Here is a 23,279-nt window from a genome sequence, read left to right as displayed (position 1 = left end):
TTGTACCCGGACCGTTTTTTGGCCGTCACATGTTACGACAGGCCTACCCCGACGGATCAATGTTGTACACCAGAAGGAGTCGACCCGGTGACCGCAATTGCGATGCCAGCGCCCGATCAGGCCGTGATCGCGCGCCGCAAGGAAATCCTGAGTGCGCTGCAGGCCATCGTGCCGGGAGAGGGCGTGATCCACGACGAACGCGAAATGCGGGTCTATGAAACCGACGCGCTGACGGCCTATCGCCAGCTGCCGTTGATCGTTGTCCTGCCGGAAACCGTCGACCAGGTGTCGAAGGTGCTCAGGTATTGCCACGACAACGATGTCAAGGTGGTGCCGCGCGGCGCCGGCACCTCGCTGTCGGGCGGCGCGCTGCCGCTCGGAGACGGTATCCTCCTGTCCATGATGAAATTCAACCGGGTCATGGACATCGATTTCGACAACAGGGCCGTGGTCGTCCAGCCGGGTGTCACCAATCTGGGCATCACGCGGGCAGTCGAGCACGAAGGCTTCTACTACGCCCCGGACCCGTCCTCCCAGATCGCCTGTTCCATCGGCGGCAACATCGCGGAAAATTCCGGCGGTGTGCACAGTCTCAAATACGGGCTGACCACCAACAATGTGCTCGGCCTGGAGATGGTGCTGATCACCGGCGAGGTCATCCGCCTAGGCGGCAAGCATCTCGACAGCGAGGGGTACGACCTGCTGGCGCTGATGACGGGGTCGGAAGGACTGCTTGGTGTCGTAACGGAAGTGACCGTGCGCATCCTGCAGAAACCGGAAACCGCGCGGGCCCTGCTGATAGGGTTCCCGACGAGCGAGGACGGCGGCCGCTGCGTGGCCGACATCATTGCCGCCGGCATCATTCCCGGCGGCATGGAGATGATGGACAGGCTTGCCATTCACGCAGCCGAGGATTTCGTCAATGCGGGCTATCCGCGGGACGTCGAGGCGCTCCTGATCGTGGAGCTGGACGGTCCGGAAGGCGAGGTCGATTATCTCATCGGCCATGTGGAGGAAATCGCCAGGACCAACCAGGCCAGTCAGGTGCATGTTTCGGAAAGCGAAGAGGAACGCATGACCTTCTGGGCCGGGCGCAAGGCGGCCTTTCCGGCGGTCGGACGGATCTCGCCCGACTACCTGTGCATGGACGGCACGATTCCGCGCCGCGAATTGCCGAAGGTGCTCGCCCGCATGCGCGAACTGGGCGAAAAGCACGGGCTCCGCGTCGCCAATGTCTTTCATGCCGGTGACGGCAACCTGCATCCGCTGATCCTCTACGACGCCAACAAGCCCGGGGAACTGGAGGCGGCCGAGGCCTTCGGCGCGGATATCCTGCGGCTGTGCGTGGAGGTCGGCGGCGTGCTGACAGGCGAGCATGGCGTCGGCATCGAAAAACGCGACCTCATGACGGACATGTTCACCGAGGACGACCTGAAGCAGCAGCAAAGGGTCAAATGCGCCTTCGATGAAAAGCATCTGCTCAATCCGGGCAAGGTCTTCCCGCTGCTTCATCGCTGCGCCGAACTCGGCAGGATGCATGTCCACAAGGGACAGTTGCCCTTTCCCGACATCCCGCGTTTTTGAGGAAATTTCCGAATGGATGCATCGTTCAAGCCGCGTGCAACGCGGCAGGTTGAAGACGCGGTCAAATGGGCGGCAGCCGAAGAACAACCTCTGGAAATCGTCGGGCACGGATCCAAGAGAAAGCTCGGCCGTCCGGTTCAGGCAGCCCATGTCCTGGACCTGTCCGATCTCACCGGCATCGACAGTTACGAGCCGGCGGAACTGGTGCTGACCGTGAAGGCCGGGACCCCGATCGCCGAGATCGAAAAGCTGGTCGACGACAACGGCCAGGAGCTGTCCTTCGAGCCTATGGATTATGGCCCTCTGCTCGGCGGCGAACCCGGCCGGGGAACCATCGGCGGCGTGCTGGCGGCCAATCTGTCCGGTCCGCGCCGCATCAAGTCGGGCGCCGCGAGGGATCACGTTCTGGGGATGGAAGCCGTTTCCGGCCGAGGCGAAATCTTCAATTCCGGCGGCAAGGTGGTCAAGAACGTCACCGGATACGATCTGCCGAGAGCGCTGTGCGGGGCGTTCGGCACACTGGCCGTCGCGACCACGGTCACGCTCAAGGTCAATCCGAAGCCGGAAACCTCCGCGACCTTCCTGCTTGGCGGACTGAACGAGGCGGACGCCGTCAAGGCCTTGTGCCGGGCCATGGGATCATCGGCGGAAGTGTCCGGGGCCGCCCACTTGCCCGCGGACCTGCCCTTCGGCCCGAACGGTGATCTGCCTGGTGGCCTTGGCGGCACGTCCGCCAGGACCCTGCTGCGCCTGGAAGGGTTCGAAACCTCGGTCGATTACAGGTTCAGGACGCTGGAGAAGCTTCTCGGGGATTTCGGCACGCCCGACCGGCTGGAGGCGCCCCAATCCGAAGAACTGTGGCGCAACATCCGGGACGTGAAGGTCTTTGCCGGCTCCGGGACCCCCGTGTGGCGCGTGTCCGTGGCGCCTTCGGACGGCCCGCGCCTGGTGGCGCGCCTGAAGGCGGCGTTCGATGTGAGCGCGTTTTATGACTGGAGCGGCGGTCTTGTCTGGTTGTCCTGCAATGACGGGGCGGTGCACGACGGCGAAATCCGCATGGCGATTGCTGCGGCCGGGGGCGGCCATGCGACCCTCGTGCGCGCCGACTCGTCCGTGCGCGCGAACGTCGCCATATTCCAGCCCCAGCCCGATGCTCTGGCAGCGCTTTCCCGGCGCCTGAAAGGACAGTTCGACCCCAAGGGCATTCTAAACCCTGGACGAATGGTCACAGGCGTGTAGTCTGATCAGTCTATTTTACGTGGATATTTTTTGCGGAGACCAAAATGGATCAACAATCCGATGCGGCAGGCTATATTGAGCCCGGCGGCAAGAATGTCACCCTCGTCTACATTCTTTATCTCCTGAGTATTCTGATAGGGTTCACGTCGCTGATCGGCATCATCTTCGCCTATCTGAACAGGGGCAAGGCCGGCGGCTGGGTCGATACACATTACACCTTCCAGATCCGCACATTCTGGATCGGGCTGCTGGGCAGCCTGGTCGGCATTCTGCTGACCTTCGTGGTCGTCGGCATCTTCCTGCTGATCGCACTTTTGATCTGGATGATCATCCGCTGCATCAAGGGGCTGCAGCTTGCCTCGCGCGGCGAGCCTGTGCCGGATCCGCAGACCTGGCTGTTCTGATAGATCTTGACGATCGGACACAAGACCCGGCCGCGGGATCGCGGCCGGGTCTTGTGTGTCGAAAGCTGAATTCATTCCGCCGTGAGGGTGCTCTTGTGCCGGAATGACGCCTTGTGTGGTGAAATGCCAGCCCCTACGATCCGGGTTACTCGGAAGGAGACGCCCGCAGGAAATGCGGGCAATTGAGGGGCGCCGGACAGAATGCAGACCAACTTCACCGCAGAGCAGCTCAAGGACCGCCATGTCGCGGAGTCCGAAAAGATCCTGCGCAAATGCGTGCATTGCGGCTTCTGCACGGCGACCTGCCCGACCTTCACCCTGCTCGGCGATGAACTCGACAGCCCGCGCGGGCGGATCTACCTGATCAAGGACATGCTGGAGAACGATCGTCCCGCCGACGAGAAGGTCGTCAAGCATGTCGACCGCTGTCTGTCCTGTCTGGCCTGCATGACCACCTGTCCGTCCGGTGTGCATTACATGCATCTGGTCGATCACGCCCGCACCCACATTGAAAAGACCTACAAGAGACCGCTTGCCGACCGGGTGACGCGCGCGCTGCTGGCCTTCGTGCTGCCCTATCCCAACCGGTTCCGGCTCGCCTTGACCGGGGCGTTTTTCGCCCGCCCGCTCGCCGGGGCCTTCAAGGCGCTGGGCGGGCCTCTGGCGAGGCTTGGGGCAATGCTTGAACTCGCGCCCGCAAGGGCGCCCGGGCGCGGCATGCACGAGGGGCCGGGCGTGTTCGAGGCCGCTGCGCCGGTGCGCAAGGGCCGTGTCGCCCTGCTCGGCGGCTGTGCCCAACCGGTCCTCAACCCGGGCATCAACGACGCCACCATCCGGCTTCTCCGCCGTGCCGGCTACGAGATAGTACTGCCGGAAGGCGAAGTCTGCTGCGGGGCCCTGGTCCATCATATGGGCCGCGAGGACTCTGCCCTGGAAAACGCCCGCCGCAATGTCGATGCCTGGACCGCGGAAGCGGAGGGGGAGGGCCTCGACGCGATCCTGATCACCGCATCCGGCTGCGGCACCACGATCAAGGACTACGGCTATATGCTGAAAGAGGATGCGGCCTATGCCGAAAAGGCCAGCCGCGTTTCCGCCTTGGCAAAGGACGTCACCGAGTTCCTGACCGGTATCGAGCTGGGGGCTCCCGCCGTCACTCCCGACCTCACCGTTGCCTATCATTCCGCCTGTTCCATGCAGCACGGCCAGAAGATCACCCGGCAACCGAAGGATCTCCTGTCAGCGGCCGGTTTCCGGGTGAAGGACGTGCCCGAGGGGCATCTGTGCTGCGGTTCGGCAGGCACCTACAACATTCTTCAGCCGGAGATTGCCCGCCGCCTGCGCGACAGGAAAGTCGCCAACATCGAAAGGACCGCGCCTGACGTCATCGCGACCGGCAACATCGGCTGCATGACCCAGATCGGCCTTGGCACCGACATACCGATCCTGCACACGGTGGAACTTCTGGACTGGGTCTATGGCGGCCCGTGTCCGGAAGGCCTGCACCCGGTGACTGCGCCGATGGAAGCCGCGCAATAGCCGCGCCGGCTGTCTTCCGGGGTCAGCCGTCCCGCGTGCCGAGTTGCACCGGCGTCACGTCGGTCTCCTTGTCGGGCGCGGTCCCGGCAAGCCGCAAGGTGCGTTCCAGGAGTTGTTCGTAGATCGGGCGGCCGCCAAGATGATGCGCGGTCAGCGAGGCGGCCGTGCAGGTGACGAGAACCGGCATGATCAGCGTATAGGCGCCTGTCAGTTCCATCACCAGAACGACGCCGACAAGCGGCGCCCTCACGGATGCCGCGAAGAATCCCCCCATCGCGGCGACCGCGCAGGCGGCCCGGAAATCGTCATCCATGGGCAGGATGCTGGTCGTGGCCACCCCGAATGCAAGCCCGGCGCAGGTTGCGATGGACAGCATCGGCGCGAAAATGCCGCCCGGGACGCCTGAAGCATAGGAAAACAGCACGCCGCCGAAGCGCAGCACCGTCAGCGCGATCAGCACCATCACGCCGTATTGGGACGTGACCAGACCATGGACCAGGTCTTCACCGCCGCCGGTCGCGTCCGGAAACGCGATCAGGAGCGCCCCGGTGACGCCGCCGATCGCGAGCGCGGGCAACAGGCGCAGCCTTGCGGGGATCTTCTGGAAGAGATCCATGGCCTTTATCAGGGCCCAGTTGAAGAACACGCCCAGACCGCCGAGAACGATGCCCAGAAGACCCAGCAGAACAAGGCTCCATACCGGCACATAAGACACCTCGACAAGCAGCGGCGGGCCGATATGGGTCAATTGCTCGGTGACCGCCGCGCTCAGGATGGAGGCGATGATGACCGCCATATAGGTCCGGTAGCCGAAGGGAAACTGGCGCCGGGTTTCCTCGACGATAAACAGGATTGCGGCCAGCGGCGCGTTGAAGGCGGCAGCCAGACCGGCCGCTGCGCCTGCGGCCAGAAGTCCCTTGTGGTCGGAGGGCGACACGCCGTTCGATCTGGAAATCGCTTCTGCGGTCATCGCTCCCATGTGGATGGTCGGTCCCTCCCGGCCGAGCACCAGACCGGATCCGAGCGCAAGCAGACCCCCGAAGAACTTCGCGATCAGCACCCGCACCCAGTTGAGCGGCCGCTTGTCTTCCATTGCGCCTTCAATTTCCTGAATGCCGCTGCCCGCGGCTTCCGGGGCAACCCGCTGAACCAGCAGGAACGCTCCGGTGACGCAGGCAGCCGATATCGCCATCGACACGACATAGGGCAAAAGGCCGGTGCCGAGCGACGCCCGCAGCGCCGCATACTGGCCGAACAGAAACTCCAGCCCGGTGTGGAAGCCCGTTGCAAGGCCTCCGACCAGCAGACCGACCAGCGCGGCCTTCAGAAAATAGGCGGCGTCGGATCCGGAGGAGAGTGATTTCAAGGGGTCTGTCATGCCATGAACCGGCTTTTTTTCAAGGTAGGTGGCGGATTGGTCGGAACAATTCGCCGGGACGCAGCAGGGCACACGCGAAACGGCCTCCACCGTGAGGCCGAAGCGCTTGCATGTGAGGCCGGGTGACACGGAACCGGTGAAGGAACCCTGTGTGCCCGCTCCGGCCGGTCGTCGCGTGGGGGCGGGAAAACGCGCTGGCAGAGCGCGCGTTTTCCCGGCAGACACCGAAGTGCCGGGCCGGCCGTGTCAGAGGACGATGACCCTGGTTCCGACACCGACCCGCTCGTACAGATCCGTCACGTCCTCGTTGCGCATGCGGATGCAGCCGGAGGAGACCGCATGGCCGATGGTCCAGGGCTGATTGGAACCATGGATGCGGTAGAGCGTCGATCCGAGATAGAGCGCACGCGCGCCGAGCGGGTTCTCGGGGCCGCCGGCCATGAAGACCGGCAGGTCGGGGCGGCGTTTACGCATTTCTGCGGGCGGCCGCCAGTCCGGCCATTCCGCCTTGCGGGTGACCTTGTGGGTTCCGGCCCATTCGAAGCCGGGCTTGCCGACACCGACGCCGTAGCGCCGGGCGGTGCCGTCCTTCTGGACCAGATAGAGATAGCGGGCATTGGTATCGATCACGATCGTGCCGGCCTTCTGTCCACCGTCATAATCGACGACCGTCGGCAGATACTGCTGCGCGATCTGACGTGTTCTCGGCTTCTGAGCCTGTTGCGGCTGCCGGCGCACAGGTTGCTGGCGCACCGGCTGCTGGCGGGGAGACCACCAGTTGGTACGCCGGACCTTTGGCTGCCGTTGCTGCTTGAACTGGTACCGCCGGGCCGTCGACCTGCGCTCGACGCGCGGCTGCAATTGCAGCAACCATGGTTCGGTCAGGTTGGGGCTGAGAACGAGCGGCGGCGGCGACACCTGACCGGCACTCGCCGGCGCGGTACTCAGACCGGCGGAAAGGATCAGGGCACCGGCGAGGCCGAGAGCCATGCCGGAAAATTGGCCGGAAATTTGGCCGGAAATCTGGCGCAAGAACAGCATTGCAGCACCTTTAAACTTGTCATCGACAACGTTCAGCGGACTTGAGGCCATCTCAAATCTGCCGGTTTACGGAATGGAAAGGATGATAAGGTGCTGAAATCAGTCAAACGTGAATTCTGCTTAGAGAATTCAGGTAATCTTTTCTTATGGTTATTGTTTGGTTTATGAACAGGATTAATAAAATACGGTCGCTGGCCAAGGTCTATGGTTAATTTTTTCTATTGAGATTGACTCTGCGGCGTTTTCCGCGATTCCTTGGTTAACGCACGCGCCAGCGGGCATCCCTGACCACGAGCGGCAGGATCTGCCGTGTCTGCTTGCGGGACATGCCGGGTTTGATCCGCGGATCATAAAGCATGTTCATGATGATCTGGTCGAAGACGGTGAAGCGGCTGTGGCGCGAAGAATCGTTGAACACGGAATGAATGAGGTCTGCATCGTCGTTCATCGGGCCGAGACCCTGCAGCAATTCCTCGACCAGGCAGCGCTTGAACAGGAACTCGCCTTCGTCCGAGACGATCACGGCGGCCGAACGCTTGATGCCCTTGCGGCCGGAAACGACGCGCACGAGGCAGCGGCCGGGAACACGGGCACGGTCGTTCTTGTAGATGTTTTTCTTCACCACCTGTTCGTATTGCGCACGGTCGACCACATAGACGTCGAAATTGGCCGCTGCGGGATCGTTGGTGACCGCCGTGCTCAGGCCGCCAACACGGTTGCCGATCTCCTGAATGAAACGATGAACGGTTTGGGTCCGGTCACGTGACGACAGGCTGTACACATGGAACAGCACGGGCCGGGTGAATTTTTTGACCAGATAGGGCCGCCAGCTCCAACTGCGGTATTCCAGGCCGAAAACGGTTTTCTCAAAGCCGCTCAGCAGCTCATCGGTGGTGAACGAATCGCTCGAAGCTGCGGCGGGAGACCCGGACGCCCCGCATAGAAGAAGTAGAAAAACGAGAAAACCACGCATGAATTTCATATAGCCCAAAGCATCGATTGCGACCACATTAGCACCGAGAATATGGCCTGTGCATGCATCTGGCGGTTGCGTTGATCTTTTATATTGCAAGAATAACCAATGGTTCGCAGAGAGGAAAGCCAAGAAACCGTTACCAAAGCCCAAATCTGTCTCCCGGCAGGACACGCCGGCGGAAAAACAATTCCTTAAACTTCCACTGTTATAGCTGGGAAATATTACGATTAAAGGTAGCCTGCAGGGGCAATGGACGGGAGTAGGCATGGCCGCGGTGAAAAGATCCTTCCGAGCGGAAAGCTTGATTAAAATGAATTCCGGGGCGAGTCGTGACCCCGTCCTTGCTGAAGAGCGTCGGCATCAGGAAGTTCTGGCTGAAATCGCCAGTCTGAAATCCCTGGTGGGCAGTGGCGCGGAACAGCAGGCGGCGCTCGATCCGCAGGCGATGAGCGAACAGTTCATGTCCGAATTCCGAAAGGAGTTGTCGGAAGCCGCCAAATTGAAGGTCGAACTCGACGCGATCTACGAGGCGATTGCCCAGACCAAGAAAGAAATCGCGACCTTGCACCAGACCACGGGCTCCGAGGGCGAGGATATGACCCGCGTGACCAACGAGCTGGACGCAGTGGTGTCGGGGACGGAAGGGGCGACGGAAACCATCCTGTCCGCCGCCGAGTTCATCGACGAGACCGCCAATACGCTGTCCGCGCGGGTTGGCAAGGAGGAATCCGAGCTCGCCGGCGACATCCGTGACCAGGTCGTCCAGATTTTCGAAGCCTGTAACTTCCAGGATCTGACCGGGCAGCGCATCACCAAGGTGGTTGGAACGCTGCGCTTCATCGAGGACCGCATCGAGCAGATGATGGATATCTGGGGCGGCATCGAAACCTTCAAGGAAATCGAGACCGAGATGCGCAAGGCCAAGGAAGGCGATGCGGCCCTGCTCAACGGCCCGTCGCTGGAAAGCGATGTCGACGTTGCGAGCCAGGACGACATCGACGCCCTGTTCGCCTGACCCTTTTTCCCGTCAGTCACGAAAAACCCGGCCATGTGCCGGGTTTTTTGTATCATATCGGGGCACCGCGCCGTCAGCGGCCTTGCACCGGCCCCCGTTCGCCTTTACCAGTGGGAGAACAAAGAGTGAATAAAGGGGCAGGCCATGACGGAAAAGATCACCGGCAGCACCGTGAAGGCGGAGCGCGACCCGGAAACCGGCTTGCTGACGGGCCCCGACGGCAAGGAACGATGCTGGTGGCATGCGAACCTTGGAGACTACCTGCTTTATCACGACACCGAATGGGGCTGGCCGGTCGACGAGGACCGCCGCCTGTTCGAGAAAATCTGCCTGGAGGGATTTCAGTCGGGTCTCTCCTGGCTGACGATCCTGCGCAAACGGGACGCTTTCCGTGCGGCTTTCGCAAATTTCGAGGTCGAAAAGCTCGCCGCCTTCACCGAAGCGGACGTGGAGCGTTGCCTGGGTGACGCGGGCATTGTCCGCCACCGCGGGAAGATAAAATCGACCATCAACAACGCCCGGCGGGCAATCGAGTTGCGGGCGGAATTCGGATCGTTCGCGGCCTACGTCTGGTCGTTCGAGCCAAAACCGGAAAACCGGCCGGCCAGAATCGACTTCGCCACCGCGAGAACCCTCGGCAAGACGGACGAAAGCACCGCGCTGTCGAAGGACCTCAAGAAACGCGGCTGGAGCTTCGTCGGCCCGACCACGGTTTATGCCTTCATGCAGTCCATGGGCATGGTCAACGACCATCTGGAAGGCTGCTGTTGCCGGGACGCGATCGAGCAGGCGCGGGCGGACTTCACGAGGCCGGTCAGGACCTGATCGGCTGGCCCTGATGTGGGCATCCCGCGCCTGTCCGGCGGAACCCGCCGGATCTATCCTGCAGAGGCCAGCAGGGTTTCGTTGAACGATTTGAGATCGAATTCCTGAGACAGCAATTTGCGCAGGGCCTGCAGTTCGGCAGAACCAGGATTTATAAAGGAGTAACGCACATAATCCTGCACGATTTTACCCTGTTGTTCAAAGCGGTAGTCCAGAAATTTCTTTCCCGGAACAATGTGGTAGTCGTAGGGTTTACTGTAGCGAATATGTTCCAGTGCAACAGCGAGCAACGTGTATCCGGTGCGGTCCCTGTTCTGGTACTGCCACACATGCATGATCTCGTGCCCCAGCAACTCCAGGTCGTCCACGAAGACGTTGGTCGGAAAGCCCGCGGCAAGATCGGCTTTGTAAGCGTCTGATTTGTAATAGATATTGTTTTTTATTACCAGTGCTTCCGGCTTGTCGCGAAGGGACGCCGCCGCTCTTGTAAGGAGCTGGGATTTGTCGAGGCCGTAGCTCTTGACCGCTTTGTCGGTTCGATACTCCGCTTCAAGCGTGCCCATGAGTTTGTCGTTCGTATTCTGGCGCGAGTGGGCGAGTGAATAGACTTGAACCTTGTTCGCGTTGAGTTGGCCGGAATAAATCTTTGAAGTGAAATTCTTTTCATTCGCCGTCAGGAACCGGCAGCCGGAGAGTGCCAGACCAGCGAGCAGAATAATCAGAAAAAATCGAATGTTCATGGAAATGTCCCCCTGTCGAAAACGAGCTGAAGCGCGCGCGCGAGCCTTGGTGTTTTTAGGGGGTAGTGAGGCGAATTACAATTTTAAAGGGTTTCAAGACGTCAGAAATCAGGTCCTGTGCGGACTTCTCACCGTCGGTCAGCCCTGTGGCCCGGATTATCCGCCAACCTTGTCCTTCAACGGTGCGAACAATCTGTTTTCACGGGAAAAGACGTAGTCCAGCGTTTCGACGGTGACTGTTTCCGCGCCGGCCTCGATCAGCAGCTGGGCGCAGTCGGCAACGGTGTCGCGGGGGCACAGAATGCTGACATGATGGCTGTCGTCGCTGTCGGAGAAGCGCTGAACGGCGCCGATCTGGCTGACGGATCTGAGCGCCTGCGTGCGGTCGTCGACAACGGCCTTGACCAGCTTCACATTGCGCGCGGCTTCTTCGGCCGCGACCCTGTCGAGGATCGCTCTGGCAGCGGCTAGAGCAGTGTCGGACCAGTCGGCACTCAGGGACGCCACCAAGTTGGCCTGGCTTTTCAGCATGACGCCGTCGGTGAGAATCTTCAGGTTGTTGGCGGCAAGCGTCGAGCCGGTGGTGGTGATGTCGACAATCAGTTCGGCGGAGCCGGCGGCCGGCGCGCCTTCCGTGGCGCCCGCGCTTTCAACGATCCGGTAGTCGGCGATGCCGTTCGCGGCGAAGAACGCGCGGGTGAGGGTCACATATTTGGTCGCGACACGCAGACGGCGGCCGTGGCGGTTGCGGAAATCGGAGGCGACATCGGACAGATCCGCCATCGTTTCAACGTCGATCCACGCCTTGGGCACGGCAACGACCACATCCGCCGAGCCGAACCCCAGCGGCGTCACGATGTGCACGCTGGTCTCGGGAGCGGTGATGTTCTCGTGCACCAGATCGAGCCCGGTAACGCCGAAATGAACTGCGCCCTCGGCAAGCGACCGGGCGATTTCCGAGGCCGACAGAAACGCGATCTCGACGTCGTTCAGGCCCTTGATGGAGCCCCGGTAATTGCGCGCGCCGCCAGGCTGCAGCACCTTCAGGCCGGCGCGTCCGAAAAAACCCTGGGTGTTTTCCTGCAGGCGGCCCTTAGAGGGAATGGCGATGATCAGTTTGCTCATGATGCAACACTCGCGGCAATGCGGTCGAGCCACATGGAAAAGCCGATGGCCGGCACGTCTTCCCCGGCGCCCAGCAGGGTGACCAGCTTGTCGTAACGTCCGCCGCCGACCAGCGGTCCTTCCTGGGTGCCATTGGCGGCGTGAATCTCGAACACGAAACCGGAATAATAATCGAGACGGCGTCCGAAATCGGCGGAAAAGGACAGCCGGGACGGGGCGATGCCCCTGGCCTCGACGGCAGCGAGCCGCTGTTCGAAGGCGGCCAGAGGCGTGTCCAGGCCCAGGTTGAAGGTGCCGGCAAAATCGCGCAGCGCATCGGCGGCGTTGGCACCGTCGGCCTGAAGCGACAGATAGGCTGTCAGGGTCTCGGCGGCCCTGTCGTGTCCGCGCGCGCCGCTGGCCAGCGCCGCCTGCTCCAGGAAGCGGTCGGCGATCTCGCTCGGTGTGCGGCCTCCGACAGCGGAGATGCCGGCGATCGACAGAAGATCCTCGACCACCGCATGGGCAGCTTCCGGATCGGTGCCTTCCAGAGCGGACAGGAATCCGAGACGGACGTCGCGGCGCTCGTCGTCTGCGGCAGCGCTTCCGGCCATGCGGCCGATGGCGGCATTCAGCCGGTCGGTCTCGCCGAACAGATCGCGCAGCCGCCTGCGCCAGACGGTCGGCAGGTCGAGGCCTTCCAGGACCGCGGCGAACAGCGTCTCGTCGCCGATGCGGATCCGGTTGTCACCAAGCCCGAAAGTGTCCAGCGCCCTGACCGACAACGCCAGGAGATCTGCATCGGCCTCTGCGGTGTCCGCACGCCCGAGGCTTTCGGCACCGAGCTGTGGAATTTCGCCCAGCCCGTCCGGGCGCTGGCGGAACACCGGCCCATTGTAGCAATAGGCCGCCGGAAGTGTCGCGCCGTGCTGTGCCAGATGATGCCGGCAGACCGGAATGGTGAAGTCGGGCCTGAGGCACAGGTCGACGCCGTCCGTGCCGCTGGTCAGGTAGAGACGGCGGCGGATATCCTCGCCGGTCAGGTCCAGAAAGACATCCGCCGGCTGCAGGATCGGCGGGCTGACAGGTGTATGGCCTTCGGCCTTGAACAACTCCAGAACCGCGTCGATCTTCGCCGGGTCCAGCGCTTGTTTCCGTGCTGCCGTCATCGCTCAGCCCTCATTCGCCCGTTTGCGATCCTCGGCATGGCCGTTCAGGATGTCGGTGACGGTTTTCAAAAGGTCGGTTTCCTTGACGGTGACCTGCGCCGGCCGGCTTTCGCGCCAGGTGACGTTGTCGGTGATCTCTTCCGACAACCGCTTGCCCTCGATCAGGTCCTTGACCTGGATCTCGCCCGCGTCGCGCTCGTCCGATCCCTGGATGATCGCAATCGGACAGCCGCGCCGGTCGGCGTATTTGAGCTGGTTGCCGAATTTCTTCCAGTTGCCCTGGTACATCTCCGCGCGGATGCCGGCTTCGCGCAGGTCCTGCGCCATCTTCTGGTAGCGTCCGAGGGCGGCCACATCGCCGTCCATGACCGTGACCAGAACCGGTGCAGTCACATCGGATGTGTCCAGCTTGCCGAGGTTCTTCAACGCGGACATCAGCCGCGAGACACCGATGGAAAAGCCGGTGGCCGGAACATCGCGGCCGGTGAAGCGCTTGACCAGCCCGTCATAGCGCCCGCCGCCACCGACGGAACCGAACTGGACCACTTCGCCCTTCTCGTTGGTGACGTCGAACAGGAGTTCGGCTTCGTAGACGGGACCGGTGTAATATTCCAGGCCGCGGACGACGGAAGGATCGATCTTGATGCGGTCGTCACCGTAGCCGCAGGATGCGAAGATCGAAGCCATGGTGTTCAACTCGGAGACGCCTTCATTTTCCGAAGTGCCGGTCCCCGAAACGAAGGCCACAATATTTTCGATCGCAGTTGCTTCCAGTCCCGCTCCCTTGGTGAAATCGCCGCTGTCGTCCTTGCGGCCTTCGCCCAGAAGCAGGCGCACACCCTCGATGCCGAACTTGTCCAGCTTGTCGATGGCTCTGAGAACAGTCAGCCGCTGTTCGGCCTGGTCCTCGCCGCCAAGGCCGATCGCGTCCAGCACGCCGTCCAGAACCTTGCGGTTGTTGACCCGGATCACATATTGCCCGCGCGCAATGCCGAGGGCTTCCATGGTGTCGGCCATCATCATGCACATTTCGGCGTCCGCCTGGACGCCCGGCGCGCCGACCGTGTCGGCGTCGAACTGCATGAACTGACGGAACCGGCCAGGGCCTGGCTTTTCATTGCGGAACACCCAGCCGGCCCGGTAGGTGCGGTAGGGGAGCTGGATCTCGTTGATGTTCTCCGACACATGACGTGCGAGCGGCGCGGTGAGGTCGTAGCGCAGGCTCATCCACTGTTCGTCGTCGTCCTGCACCGAGAACACACCGGCATTTGGCCGGTCGGTGTCCGGAAGGAACTTGCCGAGGCAATCGGTATATTCGAACGCCGGCGTTTCGACCGGGTCGAAACCGTAGCGCTCGTAGACGCCGCGGATCCTGCCCAGCATCTCGTCGGTGGCGCGGATATCCGCGGCCGAGCGGTCGACGAAGCCGCGCGGCAGGCGTGCCTTCAGTTTGTTCGGTTTCTTGGCCATGAGGTCTTTTTTGTCCTGGCGAGTGCGCCGCCGGTGACAAGCTTGAAAACCCTTGGCGTCCGGCAGTCCGATAGTGCCGCTGTCCTAGACGAAACGGACCGCAAGGGCAAGGTGGAGCAGGGGGTGGGGAGGGGACGCCACTATGTCGATGTCACCCCGGCCGACCACAGGGAGAGCCGGGGCCCACTCGTTTCCAGAGGTTTCGGAACGGGCAAGGCGGTCGCAGCACAATCAAACAGGCTTTGGCAAGTCGCACCGCGAGTAGGCCCCGGATCTCCGCTTCGCTGCGTCCGGGGTGACATCGGGAGTCATGGCGCCAGGAGGTCTTTCCAGTCCGGATTCTCCCGTTCAATGAGCTGCACCTTCCAAGCCCTGCGCCACTTTTTCAGCCTCTTTTCCATCGCGATCGCCTCGTCGACCTGATCGAAACTCTCGGCATGGACAAGTCTGTGAACGGAATGCTCTCTTGTGAAGCCTGTGGCGGTTCCGTTGCGGTGCTCTTCCATCCGCCGGCCGAGATCATTGGTGACCCCGACATAGAGCGTACCGTTCATCCGGCTGGCAAGGATATAGACGAAGTAAGGCATCTGGCAGCTTGCAATGCGTGTGCGCTCAAGCACAACTTATAGCTGAATGCGTGGATGTAAAGCAGGGGGAGGCAAAACATGGTTGAGTTGATTTTCGTCTCCCCATGATCTCACCCCGGCCGACCGCAGGGAGAGCCGGGGCCTGCTCGTTTCCAGAGCGGTGGGTATGGGCAGCGTAGTCACGACACAATCAGACCGGCTGCGGCAAGCTGCACCGCGAGTGGGCCCCGGATCTGCGCTACGCTGCGTCCGGGGTGACATCGCTTGGAAGCGTAAGAAACAACAAAACATCTGCACCGCCTTGCTTGCGCCACGGTTCGGCTTAAAAGGGCCCGGTCTTTTCTTGAATTTAATCTCCGGCAGGCTATGGTCCGCGCCAAATGCGGGCAGAGCCGGCGAAAAAGGGTGAATAATGGACAGTGCGGTGCGCGTGGCGGACGAGAACTCCGGCGATGGCAGCCAATCGGCACGGGCGGCACGGGCGGCCCGGGCGGCCACCACCGCGGAGCTGAGCGTTATCCTGCCCAGTTTCAACGAGGCGGCCAACATCCCGATCCTGATCGGTCTCCTGGACGAGGCCCTGGCCGGGATTGCCTGGGAGGCGATCGTCGTCGACGACAATTCCCCGGACGGCAGCACCGAAGTCGCCCGCACCATTGCCCGATCCGACGGACGTGTCCGCGTCATCCGCCGTATCGGCCGCCGTGGTCTTTCCGGCGCCTGCGTCGAGGGCATTCTGGCCTCCTCCGCGCCGTTCGTGGCGGTGATGGACGCCGATCTGCAGCATGACGAGACCCTGCTGCCGAAGATGCTGGCGGAACTGAGGGCCGGCGACGCGGATCTGGTGGTTGCCAGCCGCAAGGTCGACGGCGGCACGGTCGGCGAGGGGCTGTCCCGGGTGCGCGCCTTCGGATCGAATATCGCCAACGGCCTTGCGCAGAAGCTTCTGAACGTCACTCTTCAGGATCCCATGAGCGGCTTTTTCATGGTCCGGCGCGACAAGGCCGAGGCGCTGGCGCCGAAACTGTCGCCGCAGGGCTTCAAGATCCTCCTCGACCTCGTGTCGAGTGCCGACGGCGCCTTGAAAATCAAGGAACTGCCTTTCACCTTCCGCGAACGCCAGCATGGCGAGAGCAAGCTCGATACGCTGGTGACACTCGACTATTTCGGCCTGCTTCTGGCGAAATACTTCGGCGACATCGTCTCCGTGCGCTTCCTCATGTTCGGGCTGGTCGGAGCAAGCGGTCTGGTGGTGCACCTGATCGCGCTGCGTATGTTCCTGCTCGGTGGCCTGGAGTTCAACATGGCCCAGACGGCGGCCTCGTTCGTCGCCATGACCTCGAATTTCTTCCTGAACAACCAGCTCACCTATCGTGACCGGCGCCTGACCGGCATGGGAGCGGTCGTTGGCATGCTGACATTCTACGCGGTCTGTTCGGTCGGCGTGCTGGCCAATGTCGGTGTCGCCAACCTGATCTATGCCGATCCGGCCTACTGGTGGATTGCCGGCACGGCGGGCGCGATCATGGGCGCCGTCTGGAACTACGCGGCAAGCTCGGCCCTCACCTGGCGGAAGTCCTAGGCCGGTGGGCGATGTGACGACCGCCCAGCGAGACGAACTGCCGTTCTTCCTGCGCCCGGCCGGACTGACCCTGCTGGTCGGACTGCTGACAGCGCTGAAGGTTTTTGTCGCCGCGAACAGCCATTTCGTCGAGGACGAGGCCTATTACCGGCTCTGGGGTCTGTCTCCGGCCCTGAGCTACTATGATCATCCGCCGATGATCGGCTGGTGGATCGGCGCCGGCCAGGCCCTGTTCGGCGATACGGTGTTTGCCGTGCGCGCGCTTGTGGTGGCCTCCGGTGTGATCGGGTCTCTGGCGCTCTGGCGCACGACAAGCCTGCTGTTCGACCGACAGGCGGCCGGCTGGGCGGTGCTGTTCCTCAATGCAAGTCTTCTGGTCGGCATTGGCGGCATTCTGGCCACGCCCGATGCGCCTTCCGTGCTGTTCTGGGGGCTGAGCCTGTGGGCGCTCGCCGAGCTGTCAGCCTCGAAGAACGCCAACTGGTGGCTCGTCGTCGGACTGATGGCGGGGTTTGGCCTGCTTGCCAAATACTCCGTCCTGTTTCTGGGAGCCGGCATCGTCCTGTGGCTGCTGTGGGTGCCGCCGGCGCGCCGCTGGCTTCAATCCTGGCAGCTTTGGGCCGGCGGTCTGATCGCAGTGCTGTGCTTTTCTCCGGTGCTGTACTGGAACCACCTCCACGACTGGGTCAGCTTCTACAAGCAGTTCGGCCGTGCGGGCGGCGGCGGTTTCACCGCCAGATACATCTTCGAGTTTCTGGGCGGTCTGATCGGCCTGCTGAACCCGCTGATCGCGGTGCTGGCCGTCGCTGGTGCCGTGCTGCTGGCAAAAGGGCTGAAGGCGCGCGACACGGCGGCCTCGCTTCTTGTCCTGACGGTGCTGCCGTTTCTTGTGTACCTGCTTTATCATTCGCTCCACGCCCGGGTTCAGGCCAACTGGCCGGCCCCCCTGTTTCCGGCTTTCGCGATGATGGCGGCGGTGTTCGTTGCCGGTCTGCAGCCCGGACAAAGGCTCTGGCAGGGGCTGGCCCGGGCCGGCGTCGTCCTCGGGCTTGTGATTGCCGTTCTGGTGCAAACCCATGCGGTCGCGCCGCTCACGGGCAGCCTGGCCCGCAAGGACCCGACCTTCCAGTTGCGCGGCTGGCCTGAAATCGGCCGGCAGGTGGCGGCAATCGCGGAGCGCGAGGGCGCCACCTTCGTCGCAACCACTAGCTACGGCCTCAACGGCCAGCTCGATTTTCTGCTGAAAGACACAGTGCCGGTGGCCCAGGTTACCGAGCGCATCCGCTACATCATGCAGGGTGACCCGGACCCGGCTCCGTTCGACGGGCCGGGGCTCTATGTTGCCGAAAAACGCCGCGACAATGCCGGTCGGCTGGAGCAGGCCTTCGCCTTTGTCGAGAAACTCGCAGACCTGACACGCAAGGTCGATGATATGCCGCTGGAAACCCTTGTGGTCTACAAGGTCCGGGACCGGATCGGACCGGTTTTCGAAGCGCTTCCGGGAAGATAAACCGGAAAAAGACACCGTTCGCTGCCAACAACCGGCTTGCAAAGCTTCTGCGAATGCCGCAGGGATGTGACTGATTATTCAGTTGCCTGGTCTTTCATGAAGCGCATTACACTTGGAGCATTGGACTACGGCCTTGCCTTCGGGGTCGACCGCGCCCTGCGCGAGCTGGTCGAGCAGGGGCGGCTGAGCGCCCTGGGAGCGATGGTGGCAACGGACTTGTGGCCGCGTGAATTCCGTCCGCTTCAGGAAACGGCGCAAAAGGTCGGCAAGCGCGCGCTTTTCGGTGTGACAATTGCTTTCAGCGGCGACCGGGTGGTGCCTGTCAGTGCCCGCATGCAGGAAACCTATGGCGACAGCATGTTCACCCGCGAGCAGTTGCAGCGGCGCGCGTGGTTGCGGCTGTTGCCGGACGAGCTCCTGTTTGAGGAAGCCCAGGCGCAGCTGGCCCGTTACAGCGTGCTGATGAAACGGCAACCCGATTTCGTGGCCGTGCGCGAGGGCATGCTGGCCCGCACCTCGCTGGCGCGTCTTGTCTTCAAGGCGATCGAGCGTGCCGATTACGCCGTGCCGCCTCTCGTGATCTCGCCGGTCCGGTCCGGCCTGAAAACCCTGCGTCTGGCCCGCCTTGCGGCGGCGCACGGGCTGAAGATGCTGGGCAAGGCCGATCCCTTGCCCGAAACCGACGATCCGGAAGAGTTGCACCGGCTTCTGCACAATCATTTCGACGGCATGAAAGAGCTGAGTTTTGTCGCCGCCATTCCCGGGCATGCGGACGACCGGCTGCGCCGCGACGAGCCGCGCAGGAAGGTGGCGATCCGCGAGTGCCAGTATGAGGTTCTTGCCAGCGACCGGTTCTTCCACACGCTGGAAAAGAAGGACGTGTTCCTGAATTGACGGGGCGTGCAGCCTGAATTCGGAAAATGGCGCTTGAGTAACAGGCGTGACACTGACACCTTGTCATCGCTGCCAGGGCGGCAATGCCCGTTGGACAAACGAAAAAACGGTCCTGCGGGGAACAGGACCGTTTTTCGCGGAGGTCTGGAAGGGGGAGGGGCGACCCCGCTTCCATGTCCATCGATATAGGGCTATTTTGTTCGAATGCACGTGACGGGCATCACAGGAATTCGTTTGACCATGAAAATTCGCGGGCGTCGGAACTTCGTTGCAGGGGGAAAATGTGGCGGAAATTAAGGACTTTTTGAAAAACAGCTTTTCACTGGAAGGGCTTGATCCGGAACTCGCGGTGGGGCTGTCCCGTCTGGCGAGGCCCATGAAGATTGCCGCGGGAACGATCCTCTTTGAAAACGGCGACCCGGGCAACGGCTGTTACGCGGTGCTGGAAGGCTCGCTGAAGGTGGCGCTGCTGTCTGTGGACGGCGACGAACAATTGCTGGCCGTTCTCGGCCCGGGCGATCTGGTCGGCGAACTGGCGTTGCTCGACGGGCGGCCGCGTTCGGCGACGGTCAGCGCCCTGAAGGAGGCCCAGCTCGCCTTCATCGACAAGGCCGCCTTCCAGAGATTTTCCGACGAGCATCCGGCCGTCTACCGTCACATGCTGTCCATCGTCGGCAAACGCCTGCGTCATGCCAATGATGTCCTTGCGGCGCGCTCCTTCCTGCCTTTGCCCGGACGTGTCGCCCAGACGTTGCTGCAACTGGCCGAGACCTTCGGCAAACCGCTCGACGACGGCCGCCTGCTGATCCATTACAAGCTCAGCCAGGCGGACATCGCCAACATGGCCGGTGCTGCCCGCGAGAACGTCAGCCGTGTCCTCAACAATTGGAAGCGCGCCGGCACCATCAGCCGGATCTCCGGTTATTACTGTCTGGAAGAGCTCGAGTTTCTGGAGCAGGCCTCGACGCTTTAGCGCGCAGCTGTCGGCAGGGGCACCTGCTGCGTGCCCGTCAGGATCGAGGCCAGTGTCTCGGAATTCAGACTGTCCAGAAACGCTTCCGCCGCCCGCGCCATGGCCCCCTTCAGCGCGCAACGCGGCAGGAAGACACAATCGGCGGGTGCCGGCTTCAGGCAGGCGACGACGCCGAGATCCGGTTCGATCAGACGAACCACGTCTCCCAGCCGGATCTCCGCCGGCTGCCTGGCGAGCCGGATACCGCCGCCACGTCCGCGCGTGGTCTCCAGATAACCGGCCCTGGCCAGCAGCGCGACGATCTTCATGACATGGGACTTGGCGAGGCCGAGCTGCGTCGTCAGCTTGTCGACGGTCTGCGGCGCATCCGACTGGCCGGCCGCCATCAGGATTCTCAAGGCGAAATCGCTGGCCTGACTGAGGCGCATGGACGTGTCTCATATAACATTCATCTGGAATGTTGATTTTAGCGTCAGGCTGTGTCATTTAAAAGATGCATTTTAAATGAATGTTTGGAGACGGCGATGGAAGCCCGCGATACACAAGGCCATCGATACAAGTTGCAGGCGCACCGGCCTGCCGGGACCGGCGATCGCCTGCAGCGCTACGAACAGGTGGACGAACAGGCGATCCGCGTGATGGTGCACACGTTTTACGGCTGCATCCGCAAGCACCCGCGCCTGGGCGGGATCTTCGAGCGCAGGCTGGAGGGACGCTGGGAAGAACACCTGCCGAAAATGGAAGCCTTCTGGCAATCGGTCCTGCTGAAAAACGGCGCCTACAAGGGAAGGCCGGTCCCGGCCCACCTGAAACAGAAAGAACTGGTCAGCGCCGATTATGGCGAGTGGCTGGGCGTTTTCCGTCCGGTTGTCCGCGAGCTGTTCGTTCCCGATCTTGGCGACGAGATCATTGCCGTGGCCGAACGGATTGCCCAGAGCCTGTGGCTGGCCACCTTCGGCACGCCCGGGGCCAATCCACCTGAGGAGCTGTGTTCGCATCAATCCGACGGGAGGGGGGCATGCTGATTGCAATCGTTCTCGCCGCGGAAGGGCTTGCCGTGGTGGGGTTCATTGTGTTCTCGATCATGCTGGTGTCGATGTATCTCGACAGCCGCGGCATGCCGGAGCCGAAATGCGACCTTGCCGGGCAAACACTTGTCGGCAACGCCAAGGTCGCCTTCCTCACGGGGATGACCGCGCTCACGATCCTGACTGTCCTGGAAATTCAGGCAATCGCCTGATCACGACCCTCGCGGAGAAGATCAATGTCCAAATCCACGCTGCTGACCCGGGGCTTGCCGATCCTGCTGATCTGGGTCGCCGCGCCCCTCCCGCTCTGGATCATGGCCGCGCTGATGCTGGCCTTTTGATAAAGAAGACTTGTGATCCTGCCGCCTGCTTGTAGTCTTTCGAAGAGAATCAGAACAGGGGGCGGGCTTGACCGACGAACAACCACAAGGCGATCTGACCTTGCGCACGATGGCCATGCCGGCCGACACCAATGCGTCCGGAGATATTTTCGGCGGCTGGGTCCTGTCGCAGATGGATCTTGCGGGCGGCATTGCCTCCGGTCAGAGGGCCGAGGGCCGCGTGGTGACGATCGCGGTCGACAAGATGAAGTTCATCCGCCCGGTGCATGTCGGCGATGTCCTGTGCATCTACACGCATGTCGGCCGTGTCGGCAATTCGTCCATGGAAATCACCGTCGAGGCATGGTCCCTGCGCCACCGCTACGGCCACCGCGAGAAGGTGACGGAAGCCATCTTCACCATGGTCGCGGTCGACGACAGCGGCAAACCGCGCCCGGTGCCGCGCCGGGGGTGAGACGGATCGCGCGGCCTGAAACCGGGAGTGCGGACCTCACGATGACGCCGGCATTGAAGCCGATGCCGGTCTGATGGCAGGTCGGGGAAAACGGGTTTTCGAGTGCCGGCGCAGGATGTCGGCGAAGAGTTCCTCGTCGACGGCGCAGGTGCAGCCGTTCGCCCACAGCGTCAACAGGGTCTTCAGGCGTTCATGGCGGGCCTGGGGCCCGAGCGGTGCCTTGTGGCGTGGCAGGCCGCCCAGGATACGCAGGGACTTGAACCGTGCGAGCACACAGTCCTCGGCCGCGGTCTGCCAGATCGTGTCCGCCGCAAGCTGCGCGCCTGCCGCTGTTCTGTGCCCGATCAGCTCTGCCGCGCGTCCGGCAATTGGGTCCTGAGACAAAAAATCCTCCATCGGTTGCCCGAGGAGGACTGGCGCATGAAAATCAACCGATTTGTTACCGGAAAGCCTCTGTTGAGGATCTGACCGGCCGCATCCCTGTTGCGGAAACCACCTTGCCCGGTTCGGCAGGTTGGCGAGGGCGCCAGCCCTTCTCTTGATGAGGGCGCGCTTATGCCATGTCCGAACCGCCTTGGCAAGATCGCCGGTGCATGGCACATCTTCCTGAAACGAACACCTCGGGAGCCCGCAAACTTGGACAGATCCGCCTCGCATCAGAGCCTGCCGATGGTTCCGGTCCTGCTCGCCTTTTGCGCCTGTTTCGTCGATGTGATCTGCATCCTCGGCCTGTTCCACACCTTCACGGCCTTCATCACGGGGACACTCGTGGTCCTGTGCACCGAAGTCTTTCACAAGGCAGAGAACGCGTCATTGAAGCTGTTTGTGCTGGCGATGTTCTTCGCCGCCACGCTCTTCTGGTTCACGGCCGTGTCGCGGCTGGTCAGGACTGGAAGGGTCACGGTAAGGCACCTCTTCGCAGTAGAGGCCGCGCTTGTCGCCGCGTTCATGCTGGTGGCCGCTCTGGGGGACCCCGGGGCCTCCGGGCCGCTCTCTGCGGTAACGCTTGTCGCCGTCGGCCTGTCGACGGTGGCCATGGCCTTGCAGAACGTCACCATGCTGACCATCCTCAATCACCATGTCCCGACCACCATGATGACCGGAAATTCGCTGAAGCTGGTGCTCGGCATCGCGGACTATTTCCAGCATGCCGATACGAGGTCTGACAGCCGGTCCAGGATCGTCCAGCAGGCCCTGGTCCTGGCCGCCTTCGCGGCGGGCGGCCTGCTGGCAAGCCTGTTGATGAAGATCGCCGGGTTCTGGGCCCTGTCGGTTCCGGTTGCCGTGCTGCTGTTTCTGGCCACCGTGCATCGCGACAGCCTCAAGAATTGACCGGAACGCTGTATTGCAATTTTTGCGCGAACACGGCTAGAGTTGCTTCTTTGAAGAATTTTTTTCCAAGTATTCTATTTCAAAAATTGGATTG

At 62.3% G+C, this 23,279-nt stretch carries 24 protein-coding genes and 1 riboswitch; of the genes, 14 read left to right on the top strand and 10 right to left on the bottom strand.

Annotated elements, in window-relative coordinates; all coding sequences use genetic code 11:
* The first annotated feature begins 87 nt into the window (after positions 1-87).
* From WNZ15_RS01285 to glcF, 4 genes are all read left to right on the top strand, one after another.
* Positions 88-1,584 carry an FAD-linked oxidase C-terminal domain-containing protein gene (locus tag WNZ15_RS01285; protein ID WP_342891118.1) on the top strand — a complete coding sequence of 499 codons (1,497 nt, stop codon included), beginning with the start codon at positions 88-90 and terminating at the stop codon, positions 1,582-1,584.
* A gap of 12 nt (positions 1,585-1,596) precedes the next feature.
* Positions 1,597-2,823, top strand: a complete 1,227-nt coding sequence (gene glcE, locus WNZ15_RS01280) for a glycolate oxidase subunit GlcE (protein WP_342891117.1) — start codon at positions 1,597-1,599, stop codon at positions 2,821-2,823.
* 44 nt (positions 2,824-2,867) lie between these two features.
* A complete protein-coding gene (locus WNZ15_RS01275; protein WP_342891116.1) occupies positions 2,868-3,227 on the top strand; it encodes a DUF4870 domain-containing protein in 360 nt (119 codons plus the stop codon).
* Positions 3,228-3,428: 201 nt separating this feature from the next.
* On the top strand, positions 3,429-4,766 hold the full coding sequence (gene glcF / locus WNZ15_RS01270; protein WP_342891115.1) for a glycolate oxidase subunit GlcF: 1,338 nt from the start codon (positions 3,429-3,431) through the stop codon (positions 4,764-4,766).
* Positions 4,767-4,788: 22 nt separating this feature from the next.
* On the opposite strand, the gene clcA is transcribed toward glcF, so the two are convergent.
* The 3 genes from clcA to WNZ15_RS01255 form a co-directional block, all read right to left on the bottom strand.
* Positions 4,789-6,144 (bottom strand): H(+)/Cl(-) exchange transporter ClcA, encoded by a 1,356-nt coding sequence (clcA, locus tag WNZ15_RS01265; protein ID WP_342891114.1) that lies wholly within the window; start codon positions 6,142-6,144, stop codon positions 4,789-4,791.
* A gap of 246 nt (positions 6,145-6,390) precedes the next feature.
* Complete coding sequence (locus WNZ15_RS01260) at positions 6,391-7,236, bottom strand: L,D-transpeptidase (RefSeq protein WP_342891113.1); 846 nt, start codon at positions 7,234-7,236, stop codon at positions 6,391-6,393.
* A gap of 208 nt (positions 7,237-7,444) precedes the next feature.
* Complete coding sequence (locus WNZ15_RS01255) at positions 7,445-8,311, bottom strand: DUF2927 domain-containing protein (protein ID WP_342891112.1); 867 nt, start codon at positions 8,309-8,311, stop codon at positions 7,445-7,447.
* A gap of 160 nt (positions 8,312-8,471) precedes the next feature.
* Here WNZ15_RS01255 and WNZ15_RS01250 point away from each other — a divergent pair, with 160 nt between their 5' ends.
* The gene (locus WNZ15_RS01250) at positions 8,472-9,176 is read left to right on the top strand and encodes a protein phosphatase CheZ (protein ID WP_342891111.1); all 705 of its coding nucleotides are present in this window, start codon (positions 8,472-8,474) and stop codon (positions 9,174-9,176) included.
* Positions 9,177-9,320: 144 nt separating this feature from the next.
* Complete coding sequence (locus WNZ15_RS01245) at positions 9,321-10,001, top strand: DNA-3-methyladenine glycosylase I (RefSeq protein WP_342891110.1); 681 nt, start codon at positions 9,321-9,323, stop codon at positions 9,999-10,001.
* 53 nt (positions 10,002-10,054) lie between these two features.
* Here WNZ15_RS01245 and WNZ15_RS01240 read toward each other — a convergent pair whose 3' ends face one another.
* The 5 genes from WNZ15_RS01240 to WNZ15_RS01220 form a co-directional block, all read right to left on the bottom strand.
* A complete protein-coding gene (locus WNZ15_RS01240) occupies positions 10,055-10,741 on the bottom strand; it encodes a hypothetical protein (protein ID WP_342891109.1) in 687 nt (228 codons plus the stop codon).
* A gap of 156 nt (positions 10,742-10,897) precedes the next feature.
* Entirely contained in the window at positions 10,898-11,869 is a 972-nt protein-coding gene (gene hisG / locus WNZ15_RS01235) for an ATP phosphoribosyltransferase (protein ID WP_342891838.1), read from the bottom strand.
* Positions 11,863-13,014 (bottom strand): ATP phosphoribosyltransferase regulatory subunit, encoded by a 1,152-nt coding sequence (locus WNZ15_RS01230; RefSeq protein ID WP_342891108.1) that lies wholly within the window; start codon positions 13,012-13,014, stop codon positions 11,863-11,865. The genes hisG and WNZ15_RS01230 overlap by 7 nt, the downstream gene beginning before the upstream one ends.
* 3 nt (positions 13,015-13,017) lie before the next feature.
* A complete protein-coding gene (gene hisS / locus WNZ15_RS01225; protein WP_342891107.1) occupies positions 13,018-14,484 on the bottom strand; it encodes a histidine--tRNA ligase in 1,467 nt (488 codons plus the stop codon).
* A 308-nt stretch (positions 14,485-14,792) separates the two neighbouring features.
* A complete protein-coding gene (locus WNZ15_RS01220; protein WP_342891837.1) occupies positions 14,793-15,071 on the bottom strand; it encodes a GIY-YIG nuclease family protein in 279 nt (92 codons plus the stop codon).
* A gap of 412 nt (positions 15,072-15,483) precedes the next feature.
* On the opposite strand from WNZ15_RS01220, the gene WNZ15_RS01215 reads away from it, so the two are divergent.
* The 4 genes from WNZ15_RS01215 to WNZ15_RS01200 all read left to right on the top strand — a co-directional run bounded on the left by WNZ15_RS01215 (position 15,484) and on the right by WNZ15_RS01200 (position 20,030).
* Positions 15,484-16,653 carry a glycosyltransferase family 2 protein gene (locus tag WNZ15_RS01215; RefSeq protein ID WP_342891106.1) on the top strand — a complete coding sequence of 390 codons (1,170 nt, stop codon included), beginning with the start codon at positions 15,484-15,486 and terminating at the stop codon, positions 16,651-16,653.
* Positions 16,654-16,657: 4 nt separating this feature from the next.
* Positions 16,658-18,163 (top strand): glycosyltransferase family 39 protein, encoded by a 1,506-nt coding sequence (locus WNZ15_RS01210; RefSeq protein ID WP_342891105.1) that lies wholly within the window; start codon positions 16,658-16,660, stop codon positions 18,161-18,163.
* 96 nt (positions 18,164-18,259) lie between these two features.
* Positions 18,260-19,057, top strand: coding sequence for a ChbG/HpnK family deacetylase (locus WNZ15_RS01205; RefSeq protein ID WP_342891104.1), 798 nt, complete (start codon positions 18,260-18,262; stop codon positions 19,055-19,057).
* A 283-nt stretch (positions 19,058-19,340) separates the two neighbouring features.
* Positions 19,341-20,030, top strand: coding sequence for a Crp/Fnr family transcriptional regulator (locus WNZ15_RS01200; RefSeq protein ID WP_342891103.1), 690 nt, complete (start codon positions 19,341-19,343; stop codon positions 20,028-20,030).
* Here the strand turns inward: WNZ15_RS01200 and WNZ15_RS01195 are convergent.
* On the bottom strand, positions 20,027-20,458 hold the full coding sequence (locus WNZ15_RS01195; protein WP_342891102.1) for an Rrf2 family transcriptional regulator: 432 nt from the start codon (positions 20,456-20,458) through the stop codon (positions 20,027-20,029). The genes WNZ15_RS01200 and WNZ15_RS01195 overlap by 4 nt on opposite strands.
* A 96-nt stretch (positions 20,459-20,554) precedes the next feature.
* Between WNZ15_RS01195 and WNZ15_RS01190 the strand changes: the two genes are divergently transcribed.
* The 3 genes from WNZ15_RS01190 (at position 20,555) to WNZ15_RS01180 (ending at position 21,853) form a co-directional block, all read left to right on the top strand.
* Positions 20,555-21,055, top strand: a complete 501-nt coding sequence (locus WNZ15_RS01190; protein WP_342891101.1) for a group III truncated hemoglobin — start codon at positions 20,555-20,557, stop codon at positions 21,053-21,055.
* The gene (locus tag WNZ15_RS01185) at positions 21,049-21,270 is read left to right on the top strand and encodes a hypothetical protein (RefSeq protein WP_342891100.1); all 222 of its coding nucleotides are present in this window, start codon (positions 21,049-21,051) and stop codon (positions 21,268-21,270) included. Before WNZ15_RS01190 ends, WNZ15_RS01185 begins: the two co-directional genes overlap by 7 nt.
* Before the next feature lie 238 nt (positions 21,271-21,508).
* Positions 21,509-21,853, top strand: coding sequence for an acyl-CoA thioesterase (locus WNZ15_RS01180; RefSeq protein ID WP_342891836.1), 345 nt, complete (start codon positions 21,509-21,511; stop codon positions 21,851-21,853).
* A 36-nt stretch (positions 21,854-21,889) separates the two neighbouring features.
* Here the strand turns inward: WNZ15_RS01180 and WNZ15_RS01175 are convergent, their stop codons facing one another.
* Positions 21,890-22,237 (bottom strand): hypothetical protein, encoded by a 348-nt coding sequence (locus WNZ15_RS01175; protein ID WP_342891099.1) that lies wholly within the window; start codon positions 22,235-22,237, stop codon positions 21,890-21,892.
* A 41-nt stretch (positions 22,238-22,278) separates the two neighbouring features.
* Positions 22,279-22,403, bottom strand: a riboswitch (SAM-I-IV-variant riboswitch).
* 86 nt (positions 22,404-22,489) lie between these two features.
* Here WNZ15_RS01175 and WNZ15_RS01170 point away from each other — a divergent pair.
* A complete protein-coding gene (locus tag WNZ15_RS01170) occupies positions 22,490-23,185 on the top strand; it encodes a YoaK family protein (RefSeq protein WP_342891098.1) in 696 nt (231 codons plus the stop codon).
* Positions 23,186-23,279 lie beyond the last annotated feature (94 nt).

Source organism: Roseibium sp. AS2, assembly GCF_038900065.1.
Lineage (GTDB): Bacteria > Pseudomonadota > Alphaproteobacteria > Rhizobiales > Stappiaceae > Roseibium.
Note: the sequence above shows the minus strand (reverse complement) of the source record. Positions and strands in the feature narration are given on the sequence as shown.